The organism is Streptomyces cellostaticus, assembly GCF_023630175.1.
Classification (GTDB): Bacteria; Actinomycetota; Actinomycetes; order Streptomycetales; family Streptomycetaceae; genus Streptomyces; species Streptomyces cellostaticus_A.
Genome location: NZ_JALLIN010000017.1, coordinates 22,772 through 40,806, shown reverse-complemented (window position 1 = coordinate 40,806; position 18,035 = coordinate 22,772). Strand labels below are relative to the sequence as shown.

The 18,035-nt window shown below is 74.7% G+C and carries 12 protein-coding genes; 7 read left to right on the top strand and 5 right to left on the bottom strand.

Features of this window, described 5'->3' with window-relative positions; genetic code table 11:
• The first annotated feature begins 29 nt into the window (after nucleotides 1-29).
• Nucleotides 30-794 carry a crotonase/enoyl-CoA hydratase family protein gene (locus MXD57_RS13230; RefSeq protein WP_250401576.1) on the top strand — a complete coding sequence of 255 codons (765 nt, stop codon included), beginning with the start codon at nucleotides 30-32 and terminating at the stop codon, nucleotides 792-794.
• 387 nt (nucleotides 795-1,181) lie between these two features.
• Nucleotides 1,182-2,267, top strand: coding sequence for a mechanosensitive ion channel family protein (locus MXD57_RS13225; RefSeq protein WP_250401575.1), 1,086 nt, complete (start codon nucleotides 1,182-1,184; stop codon nucleotides 2,265-2,267).
• A gap of 169 nt (nucleotides 2,268-2,436) precedes the next feature.
• Here MXD57_RS13225 and MXD57_RS13220 read toward each other — a convergent pair whose 3' ends face one another.
• Nucleotides 2,437-3,999: a M1 family metallopeptidase gene (locus MXD57_RS13220; protein WP_250401574.1), complete on the bottom strand. Its 1,563-nt coding sequence runs from the start codon at nucleotides 3,997-3,999 to the stop codon at nucleotides 2,437-2,439.
• A 216-nt stretch (nucleotides 4,000-4,215) separates the two neighbouring features.
• Between MXD57_RS13220 and MXD57_RS13215 the strand changes: the two genes are divergently transcribed.
• The 3 genes from MXD57_RS13215 (at nucleotide 4,216) to MXD57_RS13205 (ending at nucleotide 8,824) form a co-directional block, all read left to right on the top strand.
• On the top strand, nucleotides 4,216-6,435 hold the full coding sequence (locus tag MXD57_RS13215; RefSeq protein WP_250401573.1) for an NADP-dependent isocitrate dehydrogenase: 2,220 nt from the start codon (nucleotides 4,216-4,218) through the stop codon (nucleotides 6,433-6,435).
• Nucleotides 6,436-6,704: 269 nt separating this feature from the next.
• Nucleotides 6,705-7,496 (top strand): N-formylglutamate amidohydrolase, encoded by a 792-nt coding sequence (locus MXD57_RS13210; protein WP_250401572.1) that lies wholly within the window; start codon nucleotides 6,705-6,707, stop codon nucleotides 7,494-7,496.
• 89 nt (nucleotides 7,497-7,585) lie between these two features.
• A complete protein-coding gene (locus MXD57_RS13205; RefSeq protein WP_250401571.1) occupies nucleotides 7,586-8,824 on the top strand; it encodes a cytochrome P450 in 1,239 nt (412 codons plus the stop codon).
• Nucleotides 8,825-9,142: 318 nt separating this feature from the next.
• On the opposite strand, the gene MXD57_RS13200 is transcribed toward MXD57_RS13205, so the two are convergent.
• Genes MXD57_RS13200 through MXD57_RS13190 form a run of 3 tightly spaced genes read right to left on the bottom strand, consistent with a single transcriptional unit; the run spans nucleotide 9,143 to nucleotide 11,684 of the window.
• Nucleotides 9,143-9,628: a hypothetical protein gene (locus tag MXD57_RS13200; protein ID WP_250401570.1), complete on the bottom strand. Its 486-nt coding sequence runs from the start codon at nucleotides 9,626-9,628 to the stop codon at nucleotides 9,143-9,145.
• Nucleotides 9,625-10,263, bottom strand: coding sequence for an RNA polymerase sigma factor (locus MXD57_RS13195; RefSeq protein ID WP_250401569.1), 639 nt, complete (start codon nucleotides 10,261-10,263; stop codon nucleotides 9,625-9,627). Before MXD57_RS13195 ends, MXD57_RS13200 begins: the two co-directional genes overlap by 4 nt.
• Nucleotides 10,260-11,684, bottom strand: a complete 1,425-nt coding sequence (locus MXD57_RS13190) for a S8/S53 family peptidase (protein WP_250401568.1) — start codon at nucleotides 11,682-11,684, stop codon at nucleotides 10,260-10,262. Before MXD57_RS13190 ends, MXD57_RS13195 begins: the two co-directional genes overlap by 4 nt.
• A gap of 146 nt (nucleotides 11,685-11,830) precedes the next feature.
• On the opposite strand from MXD57_RS13190, the gene MXD57_RS13185 reads away from it, so the two are divergent.
• Nucleotides 11,831-14,443: a CHAT domain-containing protein gene (locus MXD57_RS13185; RefSeq protein ID WP_250401567.1), complete on the top strand. Its 2,613-nt coding sequence runs from the start codon at nucleotides 11,831-11,833 to the stop codon at nucleotides 14,441-14,443.
• Between the two features lie 241 nt (nucleotides 14,444-14,684).
• Here the strand turns inward: MXD57_RS13185 and MXD57_RS13180 are convergent, their stop codons facing one another.
• Complete coding sequence (locus MXD57_RS13180) at nucleotides 14,685-16,466, bottom strand: LuxR family transcriptional regulator AbsR2 (RefSeq protein WP_250401566.1); 1,782 nt, start codon at nucleotides 16,464-16,466, stop codon at nucleotides 14,685-14,687.
• A gap of 675 nt (nucleotides 16,467-17,141) precedes the next feature.
• On the opposite strand from MXD57_RS13180, the gene MXD57_RS13175 reads away from it, so the two are divergent.
• Nucleotides 17,142-18,002 (top strand): hypothetical protein, encoded by an 861-nt coding sequence (locus MXD57_RS13175; RefSeq protein WP_250401565.1) that lies wholly within the window; start codon nucleotides 17,142-17,144, stop codon nucleotides 18,000-18,002.
• Nucleotides 18,003-18,035 lie beyond the last annotated feature (33 nt).

Sequence of the window (18,035 nt, the reverse complement as noted above, 5' to 3'; positions counted from 1 at the left end):
GCCCCGCATCGCCGAAGAGGAGCACCGCCGTGCCGGTCCGCGTGGAGCGCAGGGAACACGTCACCACGATCGTGCTGTCCCGGCCCGAGGCCCGCAACGCGGTCGACGGCCCGACGGCCACCGAGCTCGCCGACGCCTTCCGGGCGTTCGAGGCCGACGACTCCGCGCGGGTGGCGGTGCTGTGGGGCGAGGGCGGCACCTTCTGCGCGGGCGCGGACCTCAAGGCCGTCGGCTCGGAGCGGGGCAACCGGGTCGCGGAGGACGGCGACGGCCCGATGGGGCCGACCCGGATGCGGCTGTCGAAGCCGGTGATCGCGGCCGTCGCCGGACACGCCGTCGCGGGCGGCCTCGAACTGGCCCTGTGGTGCGATCTCCGGGTCGCCGAGGAGGACGCCGTGTTCGGGGTGTTCTGCCGCCGCTGGGGCGTGCCGCTGATCGACGGCGGCACGGTACGGCTCCCCCGCCTGATCGGTACCGGCCGGGCCATGGACATGATCCTGACCGGCCGCCCGGTCCCGGCCCGCGAGGCCCACGGCATCGGCCTGGCCGACCGTGTCGTGCCGACCGGCCGCGCCCGTGCCGAGGCCGAGGAACTCGCGGCCGCCCTCGCCCGCTTCCCGCAGGCCTGCCTGCGCGGGGACCGGGCCTCGGTGCTGGACCAGGAGGGCCTGACGGAGGAGACGGCGATGCGCGGTGAACTCCGTCACGGAGTCGCCGTCCTGGCGGAGGGTCTCCAGGGGGCGGCCCGGTTCGCGGGGGGTGCGGGGCGGCACGGGTCGTTCACTGAGTCGTGAGCGCACCGGGACGCGCCGCCGGCCGGACGTGCCGGTCGGGTCGGGTGCCGGGCCAGGTTGCCCCCCACCGGTCGGCGCGGCACCGCACCGGCCGCCGCCACCCCGTCGCGGGCGGCCTCCGCACCGATGGGGCGGGCGTGTGCTCCCCGGTGATCGTCGCCCGGTCGTGCTGCGGGAACGCGAGAACGGGCCGAACTCGCCGAGGGCATCGTGTGATCCGCGCCGTCCGGGTGCGAAGCGGGCCGCCGGATGCGGCAGGATGAGCGGTCGCGCCCGCCGGCGGTGTCGGCGGGCGCGACCGCACATGAACGGACATCGAGCAGGTGACAACGTGACGAGACTTCACTCCAGGCGCCGCGCCGCCCCCTTGCGTCCCGGAGGTGACCGGTGAACCGCGCGCTGACCCTGCACGACCTGGTCCTCGCCGGCATCGCCCTGGCCGCGGGGCTGCTGCTGGCCTTCCTGTCCCGCACGGTGCTGCGCTGGCTCGGCAAGCACGCGGAGCGGACCCGCTGGAGCGGTGACGACGTCATCGTGGACGCGCTGCGCTCGGTCGTCCCGTGGGCGGCGGTCGCGGGCGGCGCGGCGGCGGCCGCCGCGGTGCTGCCGCTGACCCGGACCGTTCGGCACCACACCGACCAGCTCCTCCAGGTGTGGCTGATCCTCGTCGTGACGGTGTCCGCGGCCCGGGTGGTCTCCGGTCTGGTCCGGTCGGTGACGCAGTCCCGCTCGGGCGTGGCCGGTTCGGCCACCATCTTCGTGAACATCACCCGGGTGCTGGTGCTGGCGATCGGCTTCCTCGTGGTGCTGCAGACGCTCGGCGTGTCCATCGCCCCGCTGCTCACCGCTCTGGGCGTCGGTGGACTGGCCGTCGCACTGGCCCTCCAGGACACCCTCGCCAACCTCTTCGCGGGCGTCCACATCCTCGCCTCCAAGACCGTGCAGCCGGGCGACTACATCCGGCTCAGCAGCGGTGAGGAGGGCTACGTGGTGGACATCAACTGGCGTCAGACCACGGTCCGCCAGCTCTCCAACAACCTGGTGGTCGTCCCCAACGGTCAGCTCGCCAAGACCAACATGACCAACTACACGCGACCCGAGCAGCAGTTGACGATCCTGGTGCAGGTCGGGGTGAGCTACGACAGCGATCTCGACCACGTCGAGCGCGTCACCCACGAGGTCATCGCCGAGACGATGACCGGGATCACCGGTGCCGTCCCGGAGCACGAGCCGGCCATCCGCTTCCACACCTTCGGCGACTCGCGCATCGGCTTCACGGTGATCCTGGGCGTGGGCGAGTTCAGCGACCAGTACCGCGTCAAGCACGAGTTCATCAAGAGCCTGCACCGCCGCTACCGCGCGGAGGGCATCCGCATCCCGTCCCCGGTCAGGACGGTGGCCCTGCAGCAGGGCGCGGTGGTGATACCGCAGCAGCGCAGCGGTGAGGAGCCCGCGCCGGCCGTGGCCGAGTAGTGCCGCGGGCGGGAGCCGGGCCGCGCCGCCCCGCGCCGGCCGCGCGTACGTGAGCGCGGGCGCGGGCGTGTATGCGCGTGAGTACGCGTACGTGGTGGACGTGACCCGCCGGTGGACCGGGCGCGAGGTGGCGGGCGGCGCCGGGCCGGACGCCGCCCGCCACGGCTGATCAGAGCGTGGCCGAGTTCTCGTGCCGGTGGCCGCCGCGCCTGCTGTGCGGGGCCGCGAAGGAGGAGGCGACCGGGTTCACCGTCCAGTCGGGGTGGCCGGGCATGCGCGGGGTCCTGGTGCCGTAGAGCCAGTCGCCCAGGAAGCCGGACTGGTCCTGCCCGGACACCTCGGAGGCGACGTCGATGTAGTCGCCGGTGGTCGCCGAGTAGTCGCGGAAGCGCACCAGGAAGGTGCGCTCGACGGTGTTGAACACCTGCTCGCCGACGAGCTGCCGGAAGGCGTACAGGACGAGCACGCCGCCCAGGTAGCGCTGGCTGTCGAAGAGGTTCGCCGCGTTCGGGGAGGCCACCGGGCCGGAGTCGTGGCGCCACTGGTCGCCGCGCGCGTAGGTGTCCTTCATCCGGGCTTCCAGGCTGGTCAGGCCTAGGGAGTCGGCCCAGCCGCGCTCGTAGCGGTAGAGCAGCCCGTAGTAGTCGGCGTGGCCCTCGTTCAGCCACAGGTCGGCCCAGGTGGCGGGGCTGACCAGGTTGCCGAAGTAGGAGTGGACCAGCTCGTGCATCATGTGCGAGCCGATGCTCCTCTCCGGCTGGAGCAGGAAGTTCGGCTTGTACAGGGTGAGGGTCTGCGTCTCCAGGCCGGTGAAGTCGAAGGCCGCCGGGTCGTCGGAGTTGCACGGGAGCAGACCGTACGTCTCGAACGGGTAGGCGCCCAGCCGGTCCTCCAGCCAGGTCACCAGGCCGGGGGTGAGGGCGAGGGCGGGCTCCAGGGCGGTGGCGCGGGCGGCGGGCACGACGTCGCGCAGCGGCAGGCCGTGCGGGCCCTGGCGGTCCTTGATCACGTAGTCGCCGACGGTGATCTGCACGAGTTCGGTGGCCATCGGGGAGGCCGAGCGGTACGAGTACGCCGTGCGGTCCCCGCTGAGCGTCTCGGTGCCGGTGAGCAGGCCGTTCGCCACCGCGCGCAGGCCGCTGGGGACCGTGACACGGAAGGTGAAGTCCGCCTTGTCCGAGGGATGGTCGTTGCACGGGAAGACGGTGTGCGCGGAGTTCGGCTGCGGGCACGTCGCGAAGCCGTCGGGGGTGGGCACCCAGGCGGTGTGGGCGAGGGCGCGGCGCGGGTCGGCGGAGTACGTGACGGTCACGGTGGCCAGCGCGTCCGGCGGCAGGGCCTTGGCGGGGGTGATCCGCAGCTTCTCGTCCACCTGAGCGAAGGCGGCGGCGACGCCGTCGACGCTCACGGCGCGTATGTCGAGGCCGAGGGAGTCCAGCGAGAAGCGGCTGAGCGGGCGGTCGACACGCAGTTTCAGCGTCGCCGTCGCGTCGACCTTCCGGGTCGTCGCGTCGTAGGCCAGGTCCAGGTGGTAGGACGTGGCGCGGTAGCCCTTGTTGCCGAGGGTGGGGAAGACGGGGTCGCCGAGGGCCTCGGGGCCGAGGACGGCCGCCCTGCGCGCCGTCGCGCCGGGGCCGGAGGGGCGTGCCTGGGCCGGGGTGCCCGTCGCCAGTGCCGCGGCCGTGCCGATCAGGGCGGCCGCCGGGGCCGTCACTCTGGTGCGATATCTCATGGTCCGCTTTCGTTCGGGCGGCCGGGTGGTCGGATCCGGCCGCCTGCCGGAGGCGATCACGCGTGGTCAGTGGTGATCGTTTGTCATGACCACATGAAGGCGGGATCGGTTGCGCCGGCGCGGCACGAATTTCCGGCCGGGACCCCTGTCGAGCCGGACCCGGTCACGAGATATCTTGATGTCGAGCAATGTTGCAGACGTGGAGCGGAGCACCCGGTGACTGACTCGACCATCATCTACACCTACACAGACGAGGCCCCGGCCCTCGCGACGCACTCGTTCCTGCCGGTGATCCAGGCGTACGCCTCGCAGGCCGGTGTGCCCGTGGAGACCCGCGACATCTCGCTGGCCGGGCGCATCATCGCCGTCTTCCCGGAGTACCTGAACGAGGACCAGCGCATCCCCGACGCGCTGAGCGAGCTGGGCGAGCTGGCCAAGACGCCCGCCGCCAACATCATCAAGCTGCCGAACATCTCGGCGTCCATCCCGCAGCTCAAGGCCGCCGTCGCCGAGCTGCAGGGCAAGGGCTACGCGCTGCCGGACTACCCGGACGACCCCAAGTCCGACGAGGAGCGCGAGATCCGCGCCCGGTACGACAAGATCAAGGGTTCGGCGGTGAACCCGGTCCTGCGCGAGGGCAACTCCGACCGTCGCGCCCCCGCCTCCGTGAAGAACTACGCCAAGACCCACCCGCACCGCATGGGCGCCTGGAGCTCGGACTCCAGGACCAATGTGGCGACGATGGGCGTGGACGACTTCCGGTCCACGGAGAAGTCCGCGGTGATCTCCGAGGCGGGTGCGCTGCGCATCGAGCTCAAGGGCGACGACGGCTCGACCACCGTCCTGCGCGAGTCGGTGCCCGTCCTCGCCGGTGAGGTCGTCGACGCCTCCGTGATGCGCGTCGGCGCGCTGCGCGAGTTCCTGACCGCGCAGGTCGCCCGGGCCAAGGACGAGGGCGTCCTGTTCTCCGTGCACCTGAAGGCCACGATGATGAAGGTCTCCGACCCGATCGTCTTCGGCCACGTGGTGCGCGCCTTCTTCCCGAAGACGTTCGCGAAGTACGGCGAGACCTTCGCCGCCGCCGGACTGACCCCGAACGACGGCCTGGGCGGCATCCTCAAGGGCATCGAGTCGCTGCCCGAGAGCGCCGAGATCAAGGCCTCCTTCGACGCCGAGCTGGCCGAGGGCCCGGCGCTGGCCATGGTCGACTCCGACAAGGGCATCACCAACCTGCACGTGCCGTCCGACGTCATCGTCGACGCCTCGATGCCGGCCATGATCCGTACCTCCGGTCACATGTGGGGCCCGGACGGCCAGGAGGCCGACACCCTCGCGGTGCTGCCGGACTCCTCCTACGCCGGTGTCTACCAGGCCGTGATCGAGGACTGCCGCGCCAACGGCGCCTACGACCCGTCGACCATGGGCTCGGTCCCGAACGTCGGTCTGATGGCGCAGAAGGCCGAGGAGTACGGCAGCCACGACAAGACCTTCGAGATCCCGGTCACCGGCACCGTCCGCCTGGTGGACCAGGCCGGCGACGTCGTGATCGAGCAGGCGGTCTCCGCCGGCGACATCTTCCGCGCCTGCCAGACCAAGGACGCGCCGATCAGGGACTGGGTGAAGCTGGCCGTCACCCGCGCCCGCGCCACCGGCGACCCGGCCGTCTTCTGGCTGGACGCCACCCGCGCCCACGACGCCAACCTGATCGCCAAGGTCGAGCAGTACCTGCCGGAGCACGACACCGAGGGCCTGGACATCCGGGTGCTGTCGCCGGTCGAGGCCACCAAGCTGTCGGTGGAGCGCATCCGCCGCGGCGAGAACACCATCTCGGTCACCGGCAACGTGCTGCGTGACTACCTCACCGACCTGTTCCCGATCCTGGAGCTGGGCACCAGCGCCAAGATGCTGTCGGTCGTCCCGCTGATGGCGGGCGGCGGTCTGTTCGAGACCGGTGCGGGCGGCTCCGCGCCGAAGCACGTGCAGCAGCTCGTCAAGGAGGACTACCTGCGCTGGGACTCCCTCGGCGAGTTCTTCGCCCTGGTGCCGTCCCTCGAGCAGTACGCGGCGGCCACCGGCAACACCCGCGCCAAGGTCCTCGCCGACACCCTGGACCGCGCCACGGCGACCTTCCTCAACGAGGACAAGTCCCCGACCCGTCGCCTCGGCGGCATCGACAACCGCGGCAGCCACTTCTACCTGTCCCTGTACTGGGCGCAGGAGCTGGCCGGCCAGACCGACGACGCCGACCTGGCGAAGGCGTTCGGCCCGTTCGCGCAGACCCTCGCGGCCGGCGAGCAGAAGATCGTCGACGAGCTGATCGCGGTGCAGGGCAGCCCGGCCGACATCGGCGGCTACTTCCAGCCGGAGAAGGCCAAGGCGGACGCCGTCATGCGCCCGTCGGCGACCTGGAACTCGGCTCTCGCGTCCCTGAGCTGACCTCCGCGGCGGGTCGGCCGCCGCAGTGAGTGACCCTCCGCCCCGGCCGGTGCCACCGGCCGGGGCGGAGGCGTGCCGGGGCGGAGGCGTGCCGGGGCCGGTGCGCCACGTCTCCGTCCCGGTGCGCCACGTACCGTCCGGCGCGCCGGGCGCCGTCACGGACGTGGGGGGCGTCGGCGCCGGGCGGGGACGCCGGCGCCTCGTGGCGATGTCGGTGCCGTGTGGCACCTTGATCGTGCACCGTCCGACCATCGCCCGTGGAGCAGCCCGTGCCGCAGCGCATCCCCTCGTTCGAACTCCTGCCCGGCGCCCCCGGGTCGCCCGTGCTGCTGCACGTGCCGCACTCGTCCCGCGCGATACCGGGTGATGTCCGCCAGGGGATCGTGCTGGACGACGCGGCGCTCGATCGGGAACTGGACCACATCACCGACGCGCACACCGCCCGCGTCGCGGAGCGGGCGGCCGCCCTCGCCGGGGTCACCCCCTGGCGGTTCGTCAACCGGCTGTCGCGGCTGGTCGTGGACCCGGAGCGGTTCCCGGACGAGCGGGAGGAGATGCTCGCCGTGGGCATGGGAGCCGTGTACACCGCGACCACCCACCGCGGTGCGCTGCGGGCCGCGGACACCGACCCCGGGCCGCTGGTCGAGCGGTACTTCCGGCCGTACGCCCGCGCGATGACCGAGGCGGTGGCCGGGCGGCTCGCCGCGACCGGGCGCGCGATCGTGATCGACGTGCACTCCTATCCGAGCGAGCCCCTGCCGTACGAGCTGCACGGTGCCGGTCCACGGCCGCCCGTGTGCCTGGGCACGGACGCCTTCCACACGCCGGCCCGGCTGCGCGAGGCGGCCCTGGAGGCGTTCGCCGGGTGCGGGGGGACGGGGCTCGACAGCCCGTTCAGCGGGACCTACGTACCGCTGGAGTACTACGGGCGCGAGGCGCGGGTGAGCGCGCTGATGGTGGAGCTCCGCCGGGACACCTACATGATGGAGCCCGGCGGCCCCGCCGGACCGGGTCTCGAGGACCTCGCCGGGGCGCTGGCCGCGCTCGTGGACGCCGTGTAGCGGCGGGGCCGTCCCCGACGGGGGCCCGGGCCCTCCGGCTGGAGCACTCCCGCAGGACAGCGGGCGGGGCTCGTACGAAGGTGGTGGGCATGACGGAGGAGATCACGCTCACCGGCCGGGCCGCACCGCTCGAGCGGGACCGGCCGCCCGTGCGGGACTGGCTGCCGCTCGACCTGGACGGGACGGACTTCGACCCGGTCCTCGCCGACCTGATGCGCGAGGGCCCCCTGACCCGTATCCGGCTGCCGTTCGGCGAGGGCTGGGCGTGGCTCGCCACCCGCTACGCGGACGTGAAGCTGGTCACCAACGACCCGCGCTTCGGCCGCGCCGAGGTGGCGCACCGTCAGGTGACCCGGCTGGCACCGCACTTCGCGCCCCGTCCGGGCTCGCTGGCCTGGGCCGACCAGCCCGAGCACAACCGGCTGCGCAAGCCGGTCGCCGACGCCTTCACGGTGAGCGCCATGAAGCGGCTGCGCCCCCGCGCGCAGCGGATCCTGGACGGGCTGATCGACGGCGTCGTACGGGACGGGCCGCCCGCCGACCTGGTCGAACGGGTGCTGGAGCCGTTCCCGGTCACGGTCGTCAGCGAGGTGATGGGCGTGCCGCCCGCCGACCGGGAGCAGGTGCACGCCTGGACCCGGCAGATCATCTCCACCTCCGGCGGCGCCGAGGCCGCCCGGACCGCGAAGACCGGACTGTACGGATGGATCACCACGGCCGTCCGGTCCCGCGCGCGCAGCACGGACGAGGACGTCTACTCGCTCCTCGGGGCCGCCGTGCACCGGGGCGAGATCAGTGAGGAGGAGGCCGTCGGGCTCGCCGGACCGCTGCAGATCGGCGGGGAGGCGGTCACCCACAACTGCGGCCAGATGCTGTTCCTGATGCTGACCCGCCCGGAGCTGATGGAGCGGGTGCGCACCCGCCCCGAGGAGCGCGGCCCCGTGCTCGAGGAACTCCTGCGGCACATCCCGCACCGCAGTTCGGTCGGGCTCGCCCGGATCGCCCTGGAGGACGTCGAGATCGGCGGTCACCGGATCGCGGCGGGCGAACCGGTCTACGTCTCCTACCTCGCCGCGAACCGGGACCCGGCCGTCTTCCCCGACCCCGACCGCATCGACCCGGACCGCCGCCCCAACCCGCACCTGGCCTTCGGCAACGGCCCGCACTACTGCACCGGCGCCGTCCTGGCCCGGCTCCAGACCGAACTGCTCGTCGACACACTCCTGGCCCGCCTGCCCGCCCTGCGACTCGCCGTCCCGCCGGACCGGGTCCGGTGGCGGCACAGGACGATGATCCGCGGTCCACGCACCCTGCCCGTCACCTGGTGACCGCTGCCCGGCACCCGATGACCGGGCCCTGAGGCGTCCCATCCCGGCGTGCCGGGGGCGGGCCCTCGTACTGGACAGACGCGGGCTTGTGCCCGGTGCGGCCGGAGTGCGTGCCGGGCGCCGCCGGGGCAGGCGGGACTCTCGCGGCAGGCCCCAAAGGGCTGTCCCGTGATCCCCGGCGGGCGCACGACGACGGCCACGGCACCTCGCCGCGTTGCCGGATCGCCCGAATACGCCCCGCATGAGGACGGCCCTCCGCCGTGCGACGCGCCGCATCCGACGCCGTGCGCCGACCCACCGGGGATCACGGGACAGCCCTCAGGCCCGCAGCCACTCCGTGACGACGACCTGGCCGCCCGCGCGGAGCCGGAGTGCGAACGGGCCGCCCGGCGGGGTGTCACTGGTGAAGCGGCCGAGGGTGTCGACCGTGACGGGGCGGGCCGCCCGGGGGCCGCCCAGCACCTCGACACGGGCCGGGCCCGGGGGCAGTACCTGCCCGATCAGACCCTCACCGGTGACCTCGATGTCGACGGTCAGGGCGCCCGCGCGGAAGGTCAGCATCCGCGGCGCGTCCGGCACTCCCCTGACGGGCAGCGCGTCCACCAGCGAGTCGAAGGTCAGCTCGGCGATGTCGGCGTCCAGGTCGTGCAGCGCGTAGGCGCCGAGGGCGAGCTGGCGCAGTTCGGCCGGGACCGGGTCCAGCGCGGCGGCCGCCTGACGCAGTTCCTCCTCCAGCAGCTCACCGTCGAACCCGGCGTCGTCGAAGCCCTCCTCGGGGAAGGGTTCGTCGTCGATGCCGCTCATGCCGCCTCCCGGGCGTCCATCCGGGCCCGCAGCCGGCGCAGGCAGCGCTGGCGCAGCGGACCGATGCTGCCGACCGCGATGCCGAGCGCGGCCGAGACCTCCAGATAGCTCGGCGGCGGCGAGGCCATCAGGACCCGCAGCAACTGCCGGCACCGCTCACCGAGCGCCTCGAACTCCTGCCAGAGCCGGCGGATCCGCTCGGCCTGCGCGGCCTCCTCCTCGGAGTCGATCAGCGTCTGCTCCGGTGTCCGTTCCTCACTGGCCCGGTCCAGCACCTGCGGATCGTCCGTCAGCGTCAGCCGGGTCAGCCCCTTGAGCACCTTCAGGCACTCGTTCCGGGCGGTACTGGCCAGCCAGGAGCCCGCCTTGTCCGGTTCGCGGAGGCGGTGGAGGTGCTGGGCGAAGCGGAACCACACGGTCTGGTAGACCTCGTGCGCGTCGGCGTCGGAGAGCCGGTGCGCGCGCACCACCGACCACACCAGCGGACTCAGTCCCTCCACCAGCGCCTTCCAGGCCGCCGCGTCGCCGTCGACCGCGGACCGGACCAGCGCGCCGACCTCTGTTCGGTCCACGGCTCCACCCCTCGTGTACGGCACGTCATCGTACGCCGTGGAGGTGAGTGTTCCGGACCTCATACCGGCCGGACCGGGACCGCGACGGGAGTCGGCCGCCAGGCGGACGGGCGGAGCACCGGTACGTGCGCCCCGCGCACCTCGGCGGACTCGTCGGCCGAGCGCAGCAGTTGGGCCCGGGCCGCGCGCGGGTCGCGCTGCTGGTGCGCGGCCATGTGGGCGGCGACCAGCCCGGCGACGACCGGGGTGGCGAAGGAGGTGCCGCTCCACTGCGCGAGGCCGTCGAACATCACCTGGTCGGCCTTGCCGGCGGTGCTCTCCCGCGCCTCGCTCAGCACGCCCGTGTGGCGCGGGTACTGGCAGGTGCAGAGGTACTCGAAGCCGTACCGGCAGGCGTCGTAGGTGGAGTGCTGGTAGACGTACGGCACGGGGGTGCGGAAGCCGGTGAGGGTGCTGGTGAGCCGCTCGCCGGGGGCGTAGACCCGCACCCAGGGTCCGTGGTTGCTGAAGCAGGCGGCGGACTCGCCGTCCGCGCGCAGCGCGCCGACCGACAGCACGCAGTCCCGGTACTCGGGCAGCGCGGCGTAGGCGGCCGGCCAGAACGGGTTGTCACTGGCGTTGTTGCCGGCGGCGGCCACCAGCAGGGTCCCCCGCTCCCGCAGTTCCCGCATGAACGCGTCGAGGCCGAGCAGGCCGTCGGTGCGGCCGTTGGACGTGCCGGCCGAGAGACTGATGATGTCCGGCCAGCCGCCCTCGTCGACGGCCTCGAAGAGCCTGGCGCCGAAGTCCGACTCCAGGACGGCGCCGGCGTCCGCGAGCGTGCCGCGCACGGTGACGTCGGTGTTGGGGGCGACCGCGGCGACGATCCCGGCGATGAACGTGCCGTGCCCGACGTACTGCCGCAGCACACCGTCGGGTCCGGTCTCGCCGGCCTCCGGGTCGCCGGTCGTGTGGGCCAGCAGCGGATGGGCACCGTGGTCGTGCACCAGACCGGTGTCGATGACGAGGACGCCGACGGCGGTGGCCGGGTCGTACGGGGCTTCCACCGGGGCCGGGTTGGGAGACTCGCTGCGCGGCGCGGGGACCGGCTCGTCACCGGGGCAGGCGTTGACCGCGATGTGCACGACGTGGTTGCGGCTGACCAGGCGGCGGCCCCGGCGGCCCTCGGCCGCGCGCAGGGCGCCCAGGGCGTGCGGGACGACGTCCTCGCCGAGGGTGGGGTCGCCGACCCGGATCCGGGTGACGCCCGTGCGGTTGGCGGCCGGGCCGGTCCGGCGCACGTGGTCCGGGACCAGGCCCCGGGTCTCGGTGAAGTGGCCGCGCACCGTCTCCTCGACCAGCCGGGCCTCCTCGCCGTCGCGAGCGAGGACGACACCCTTCTCGTAGAGGAACTCCGCGGCGTCGTCCGGCCCCATGGCCAGCGCGGTGCCTGGCATCAAGCGCTGGATGTGGTCGAACTGTTCGTGGAATCGCTGAGGTGCCATGCCGTGTCCTCCCCCTGAGACGGTGTCCGACAGTCAGATTCGCCCGACCGCCGGTTGATACAGCTTGACGCAGCCCGCGGGTGCGGCGGGTACGTCCGCGAGGGACAACGGCGAACCCGTGGGACGGGTTTGCGCAGGCCACTACCATGCGAGGGGTGACAGCGGGAACGGAGTCGGTCCTCGAACTGCTGCCGATGGTGTTCGCCGACCCGGGCGAGGCCCGGGCGCGCGCGGAGCACGTGCTGCACACCGGCCCGTCGCCGTTGCACGCCAGCGTCGCGCACCAGGTGCTCGGCATCTGGCAGCGGGACTTCGGCGACCTGAGAATCGCGCTCGGACATCTGCGCCGGGCCCGGGACCTGGCCGCGCGCGCCGAGTCGGCCGAGCGGGAGGCGGACGTGCTCGCGACCCTGGGGGTCGCACTGGTGCACGCGGGGCGCACCCGGCAAGGGCTGGCGTCGTTCGAGCGGGGGGTCGCGCGGGGCAGCGGACACACCAGGGCACGGGTGCGGTACCGGCGGGCCTACGTGTGGTGGGTGCTGGGGCGTCACGGCGAGGCGCTCGAGGACGTACGGCGGGCCCTTCCGGCACTGCGGCAGGCCGGTGACGGGATCTGGACCGCGCGGGCACTGACCCTGCGGGCCACGGTGCATCTGGCGCTGGGCGCGGTGGACCGGGCGGTCGCGGACTTCACGGCGGCGGAGCGGCTGTGGGACACCACCGGCCAGGAACACGACAAGGCCGACGCGGTGGAGAGCCGGGGCCTCGCCGCGTTCCGCTCCGGGGACATCCCGGCCGCGCTGCGGCTGCTGGACGAGGCCGAGGAGCGGTACGCCAAGCTCGGCACGCCCACCTTCATGCTGTCCGTGCGGCGCTGCGAGGTGCTGATGGCCGCCGGGCTCGCCCCGGAGGCACTGGCCGAGGCGGACACCGCGATCGCGTTGCTGGACCGGATCGGCGGGCAGTCCACCCGTAAGGCGGAGCTGCTGCTGGCCGCGGCGCGCGCCGCCCGCTCGGCCGGTGAGGCGGACACCGCGACGGACCGTGCCGCCCACGCGGTACGGCTGTTCGCCCGGCAGCGGCGGACCTGGTGGGAGACGCACGCCCGGCTGGTGCTGACGGAGGCGCGGGCGGCGGCGGGGCCCGGGTCGGGCCGGCTGGTCAGGGACGCGGCGCGGGTCGCCGAGCGGCTGGCCGCCTTCGGTTCGCCGGCCGCGGCGGAGGCCTCGCTGCTCGCCGGGCGGATCGCGCTGGCGCTGGGCCGGACGGCGGACGCGGAGCGGCACCTGGCGGTCGCCGCGCGCAGCCGGCACTCCGGTCCGCCGCCGGCCAGGGTGACGGGGTGGGTGGCGCAGGCGCTGCGCGCCCGGGCGGCCGGATCCGGGCGCGGTGTGCTGCACGCCTGCCGGCGGGGCCTGGCCGTACTGGACGACCACCGGATGACGCTCGGCGCCTCCGAGCTGCGGGCCCGTGCCACCGCGCAGGGGGCGGAACTGGCCGCGCTGGCCCAGGAGGTGAGCCTGGCGCACGGCGGCCCGCGGCGGCTGCTGGAGTGGAGCGAGCGCTGGCGGGCGACCGTGCTGGCCGCGCCGCCCGCCCGGCCGCCCGCCGATCCGGTGCTGCTCGGCGGCCTCACCGCCTACCGGGAGATAGCGGCCCGCGCGGAGGAGGCGCGGATGGAGGGCCGGCCGGTGCCCACCCTGGAACGCGAACAGCGACGGCTGGAACGGGAGATCCGCTCCCGCACCCACCACATGCGCGGCGACGCGCCCGGCGACGGCGACCGCTTCGACACGGCCCGGCTGCTGGAGCGCCTCGGGGACGCGCGGCTGGTCGAACTCGCCGTGGTGGACGGCCGGGTGCACGTCCTGCTCTGCGGTCAGGGCCGGGTCCGGCGGTTCGCGGGCGGGGCGCTCGCGGAGGCGGTGGCGGAGGCGGAGCACGTCCAGGCCGGGCTGCGCCGGCTCGCGCATCCGGGCGGCGAGGCGCGGCTGCCGCTGGTGGAGGCGGCGGGCCGGCGCCTGGAGGAGCTGCTGCTGGGCAGTGCGGCGGCGCACCTCGGGTCCGGTCCCGCGGTGATCGTGCCGCCGGGCGCGCTGCACCGGGTGCCGTGGGCGCTGCTGCCCGCGCTGCGGGAGCGGGTGCTCAGTGTGTCGCCGTCGGCGGGCAGTTGGCTGCGTGCCCGGGAGACCGCGCCGCCGCGCGGCGGCCGGCACGTGCTGGTGCGCGGCCCGGGGCTGGCCACGGGCGGCGCGGAGGTGCCCGAGCTGGCCGGCCGGCACGGTGCGGCGACGGTACTGGAGGGGCCCGCCGCGCAGGTGCCCCGGGTGCTGGAGCACCTGGACGGCGCGGCTCTCGCCCATCTCGCCGCGCACGGCACGTTCCGCGCGGACAGCCCGCTGTTCTCCGCGCTGCGAATGGCCGACGGCCCGCTGATCGCGCACGACTTCGAGCGCCTGGCCCGCAGTCCCTACCGGATCATCCTCTCGAGCTGCGACACCGCCCGGCTCGCCTCGGTCGGCGCGGACGAGCTGCTCGGTCTGGTCACCGCGCTGCTGCCGCTGGGCACGGCCGGGGTGGTGGCGAGCAGCGCGCCGGTCAACGACGCGGCCGTGGTGCCGTTGATGCTCGCCCTGCACAAGGGCCTGGACGCGGGCCTCTCCCTGGCCGAGTCGCTCCGCGACGCCCGCGCCGCCCAGCCGGGCGACCCGGTCCACCAGGCGACGGGGTGGGCCTTCGCCGCGTTCGGGGCCGCCTGAGACGACGCCGCGCGCGGCTCGGGCCCTCGCCGTCGGGCGGGCCCGGCCGCCGGGCCGCTCCGCGCGTCGTGGCGCGTGGGCCACGGCCACCACCGGCGCGGACGCGTGCGGAGCCGTCCGGGGCGGCCGCGACCGCGTGCGCCACGGCCCGCTCCGGGCGTACGGCGCCGCGGGTCACGTGGGCCGCGCGAGGACCCGCACGGCGAGCGGGTTCCGCCTGGTGCCGTGCGGGTCCTCCCGGTCAGGCGGGTTCCGCCGCCGGCTCGGTGAGCCACGGAAGTGCTCCGCGGTCGCTCGCGCCCAGGCGGGCGTAGGCTCCGTGCAGGTGGTTGCCGACGGTCCGGACGGAGAGGGTCAGCCGCTCGGCGATCTGCCGGTTGCTGAGGCCGGACGCCGCGAGGGCGACGATCTGCCGTTGCCGTGCGGTGAGTTCGCCGAGGACGAGACCGGAGAGGGCCGGGGTGCGGGCGCCCTGGCAGCGGCGGGCGAGTGCGTGGGCACGGGTGCGGGAGAGACGGGCGGCGCGTGGGTCGCGGTGGGCCGGTACGGCCTGTGCGTGCGCCTCGGCCGCGAACAGCAGGAAGCCGCGCTCCGCCAGTTCCTCGGCCGCCCGGTCCAGGGCGGGGCCGTCGCCGCGGGCGAGGGCTGCGGCGTGCCCGGCGAACACCCCGTCGCCCGGCAGCCGCCCGGCCGCCCGCTCCGGCGCCCCCAGCCGCACGGCGTCGTAGAGCGCGTACACCTCGTCCCCGGCGATCCGGTCCAGGGCGGACCCCAGATCGCCGCGTGCCGCCGCGGCCCACACGCCCGTGCCCGTGATGTCGCCGAACTGTCCTGCCGCTAAATCGAGTTCGGTAAGGCAGTCGCTGTCCTCGGGCTCCGCGCGCAGGCCCTCCCGTGCCCAGGCGGCCGCCTCGCGCAGTTCTCCGCGCAGCCGGGCGTACCGCGCCCGCACGGCGGCGTACCCGCCCGGGACCGGCAGCCCCTCGGACAGCAGCCAGTCCCCGACCGGTGTCGGCACCGTCCGGACGTCGTGCCGCGCCAACCGGTGCTCCAGTGCGGCCCGTTCGGCCGAGAGGGCGCGATCGCACCGGTCCGGGGTACGGGCCAGCCGGCGGGTCCGCAGCGGACCGGCGGTGGCGCGCAGGACCGGGCCGTACAGGGGGTGGGCGAGGGTGGCCGAGCCGTGGTGGTCGACGTCGAGCAGCCCTTCCTGCTCCAGACGTTCGAGGACGCCCGGGTCGAAACCGTCCAGGGCCAGTGGCAGGGGCTCGGCGAAGGCGAGCCGGTGCAGGGTCTCGCGCTCGTCGGCGTCGGGCCGGTCGAGGACGGCGGCCAGACGCTCACGGACCGTCGTGGTGACGGGGACCGGCCCGCGCCACGCCCGTCCGCCGCCGCCCGGGACGGCGCTCAGGGCGCCGGATCGGCACACCGCCCCCAGCAGGTCGCGCAGCAGCCGCAGATCGCCCTGGCACAGCCGGTGCAGCCGGCCCGTGGTGAGGGGCTCGAGTCCGGCCGCGGCGAGGAGCCGGTCGGTGTCCTCGCGGGGCAGCGGCGGCAGCGGCAGGCGCGGCAGCAGCTCCGCCGTCCACAGCCTGGAGACGGCGGCCGGCACGGGCACGCCCTCGGTGGCGGTCACCGCCAGCCGCGTGCCCCCGTGCGCGGCGAGTTGGTGGACGAGCGCGGCGGAGGCCCCGTCGAGCAGATGGGCGTCGTCGACGACGAGGAGTCGCACTCCGGACAGGAGCCGCACCGCCCCGTGCAGCGAGACGGTGTCGGGCAGCAGGTGCGCGAAGGCGGCGAAGCGCAGGCCCCGGGTCCCGGGGGTGCCGGTCACCCGGACGCAGTCCAGGCCCCGGACCGCCTCCCCGACCAGCCGGGTCTTGCCCCGGCCGGGCGGTCCGGTCACCGCGACGCCCGGCCGCCCGGCCGCCAGCGCCCGGCGGACCAGGTCCAGTTCGTCGTCCCGCCCGGTGAACGGCCAGGGCAGTTCCAGTGTCTTCGCGTCCTGTTCGTGAGTCGTCACACGAACAGGAGCACGCCTGCTCAGTTCTGATACAGGGCGACTTGAGTACCCCTCGACTCAGGCGCCCGGCCGGCCGGGTGCGGCACTCTGGTGCCCCGGGCCACGGTCGGGCACAGGGGGAAGCAGGTCGGGGGACGTCGCCTTCGGGGGAGGGAGACGTCCAGGCCCCGTACTGGCTGGCTTGACCGGGTGGAGCGCCCGGACGCCGCGGATCTTCCCGGCGTCCGGGCGCTCGTGTCGTGGACGGGGTGACCTCGCCCATGAGGCCGGGTTCGGCGTCGAGGAGGCGGCGCCCGGTCTCGACCAGCGGGAGGAAGCCGCCGGGTCCGAGTCGTGCGCGGTCTTCCGCGCGGGCGTCTGCGGGGTCGCGGCCGGCTCGGTCGACGCGGGCGCCGGAGCACGCGGTGACGGCCCCGCGGGCCGCGCAACGGGCCGACGGCGTCGCGTCCACGCGGCCCCGGCGGCGCGGGCGCGGCCGTGTCCTCCTGGCGCCGTCACCGCGGTGCCACCAGCGATGGCTCCGGTCCTGACACAGCGCCGGGAACGAGCCCTGCGGCCCTGGCACGGCGGAGGGCCGGCCGGCCCCGGGTCACCCGAACGCCGCGCTGCGGTCGTCGGCGGGGCGCGCCGGTGCTGATGTGGAGGCACGTACCGCGCTCCGAGGAGGCCGCCGCGATGCACCGTCCGTCCCGCCCCGCACGTGTTCTCGCCTCGGCGCTCGCGACGGGGGCCCTGCTGGTCACCGCCGCCTGCGCGGGCGACGCCGGGTCCCCGGAGGCCGCCCCCGCCTCCCCGGCGGCGAGGCGGACCCCGTCCTCCCCGTCGCTTTCCTCCCTGTCCTCGTCCTCCTCCTCGCCCTCCTCGCCGTCCGCGTCGGCCTCGCGGGCGCTGACCACGAACGGGGCGAAGGCCGCGCTGATCACCGAGGCCGACATCGAGGACGACTGGACCCGGGTGAGCAACGCGTCGAGCTGGCGCGACAAGCTGCTGGTCGGCAAGGTCGACGTCGCCTCGTTCCTGACCGGCAAGACCGGTTCCCAGGACTGCCAGAAGCTGATCGACGGCCTGTACTCGGACACCTTGCTCGGCCGGCCGGTGGGGGCGTCGGCGCTCACCGGCTTCACCGAGGGCGACGCACGGCTGCTCTACCAGGTGGGCGACTGGGGCAAGGGTTCCCTGGAGAAGTCACTGGACTGGCTGAAGAGCCTCCCGGACACCTGCGACCAGTTCACCGTGACCGGCTCGGACGGCGGCAAGCGGACGGTGCAGGTCGTGAGCGGATCGCTGCCCGCCGTGGGGGACGGCCGGCAGGGCCTCACCCTGACGGTGCAGGGCACCGCGAACGGCGAACCCGTCACGCTCGGGCTGGACGTCGCCGCGGTCCGGGTCGGCTCCTCCGGGATCCTGGTCACCAACGGCGGCCCGTCCGGTGTCGATCACGACAGCACCCGGACCGCGGTCCAGCAGGGCACCCAGCGGCTGCAGCAGGTGCTCGCCGGCAGGACCCCGTCGCCGACCCCGACGACGCTGGACTGACCGCCGGTTCGGGACCGTGCTCGCGCCGGGGGC

Excerpts from the sequence above, each read along its gene's own strand:
- MXD57_RS13185 (WP_250401567.1), top strand. The coding sequence starts at position 11,831 with ATGCGAGGGGTGACAGCGGGAACGGAGTCGGTCCTCGAACTGCTGCCG.
- MXD57_RS13220 (WP_250401574.1), bottom strand. The coding sequence starts at position 3,999 with ATGAGATATCGCACCAGAGTGACGGCCCCGGCGGCCGCCCTGATCGGC.
- MXD57_RS13205 (WP_250401571.1), top strand. The coding sequence starts at position 7,586 with ATGACGGAGGAGATCACGCTCACCGGCCGGGCCGCACCGCTCGAGCGG.
- MXD57_RS13200 (WP_250401570.1), bottom strand. The coding sequence starts at position 9,628 with ATGAGCGGCATCGACGACGAACCCTTCCCCGAGGAGGGCTTCGACGAC.
- MXD57_RS13195 (WP_250401569.1), bottom strand. The coding sequence starts at position 10,263 with ATGAGGTCCGGAACACTCACCTCCACGGCGTACGATGACGTGCCGTAC.
- MXD57_RS13175 (WP_250401565.1), top strand. The coding sequence starts at position 17,142 with ATGCACCGTCCGTCCCGCCCCGCACGTGTTCTCGCCTCGGCGCTCGCG.
- MXD57_RS13190 (WP_250401568.1), bottom strand. The coding sequence starts at position 11,684 with ATGGCACCTCAGCGATTCCACGAACAGTTCGACCACATCCAGCGCTTG.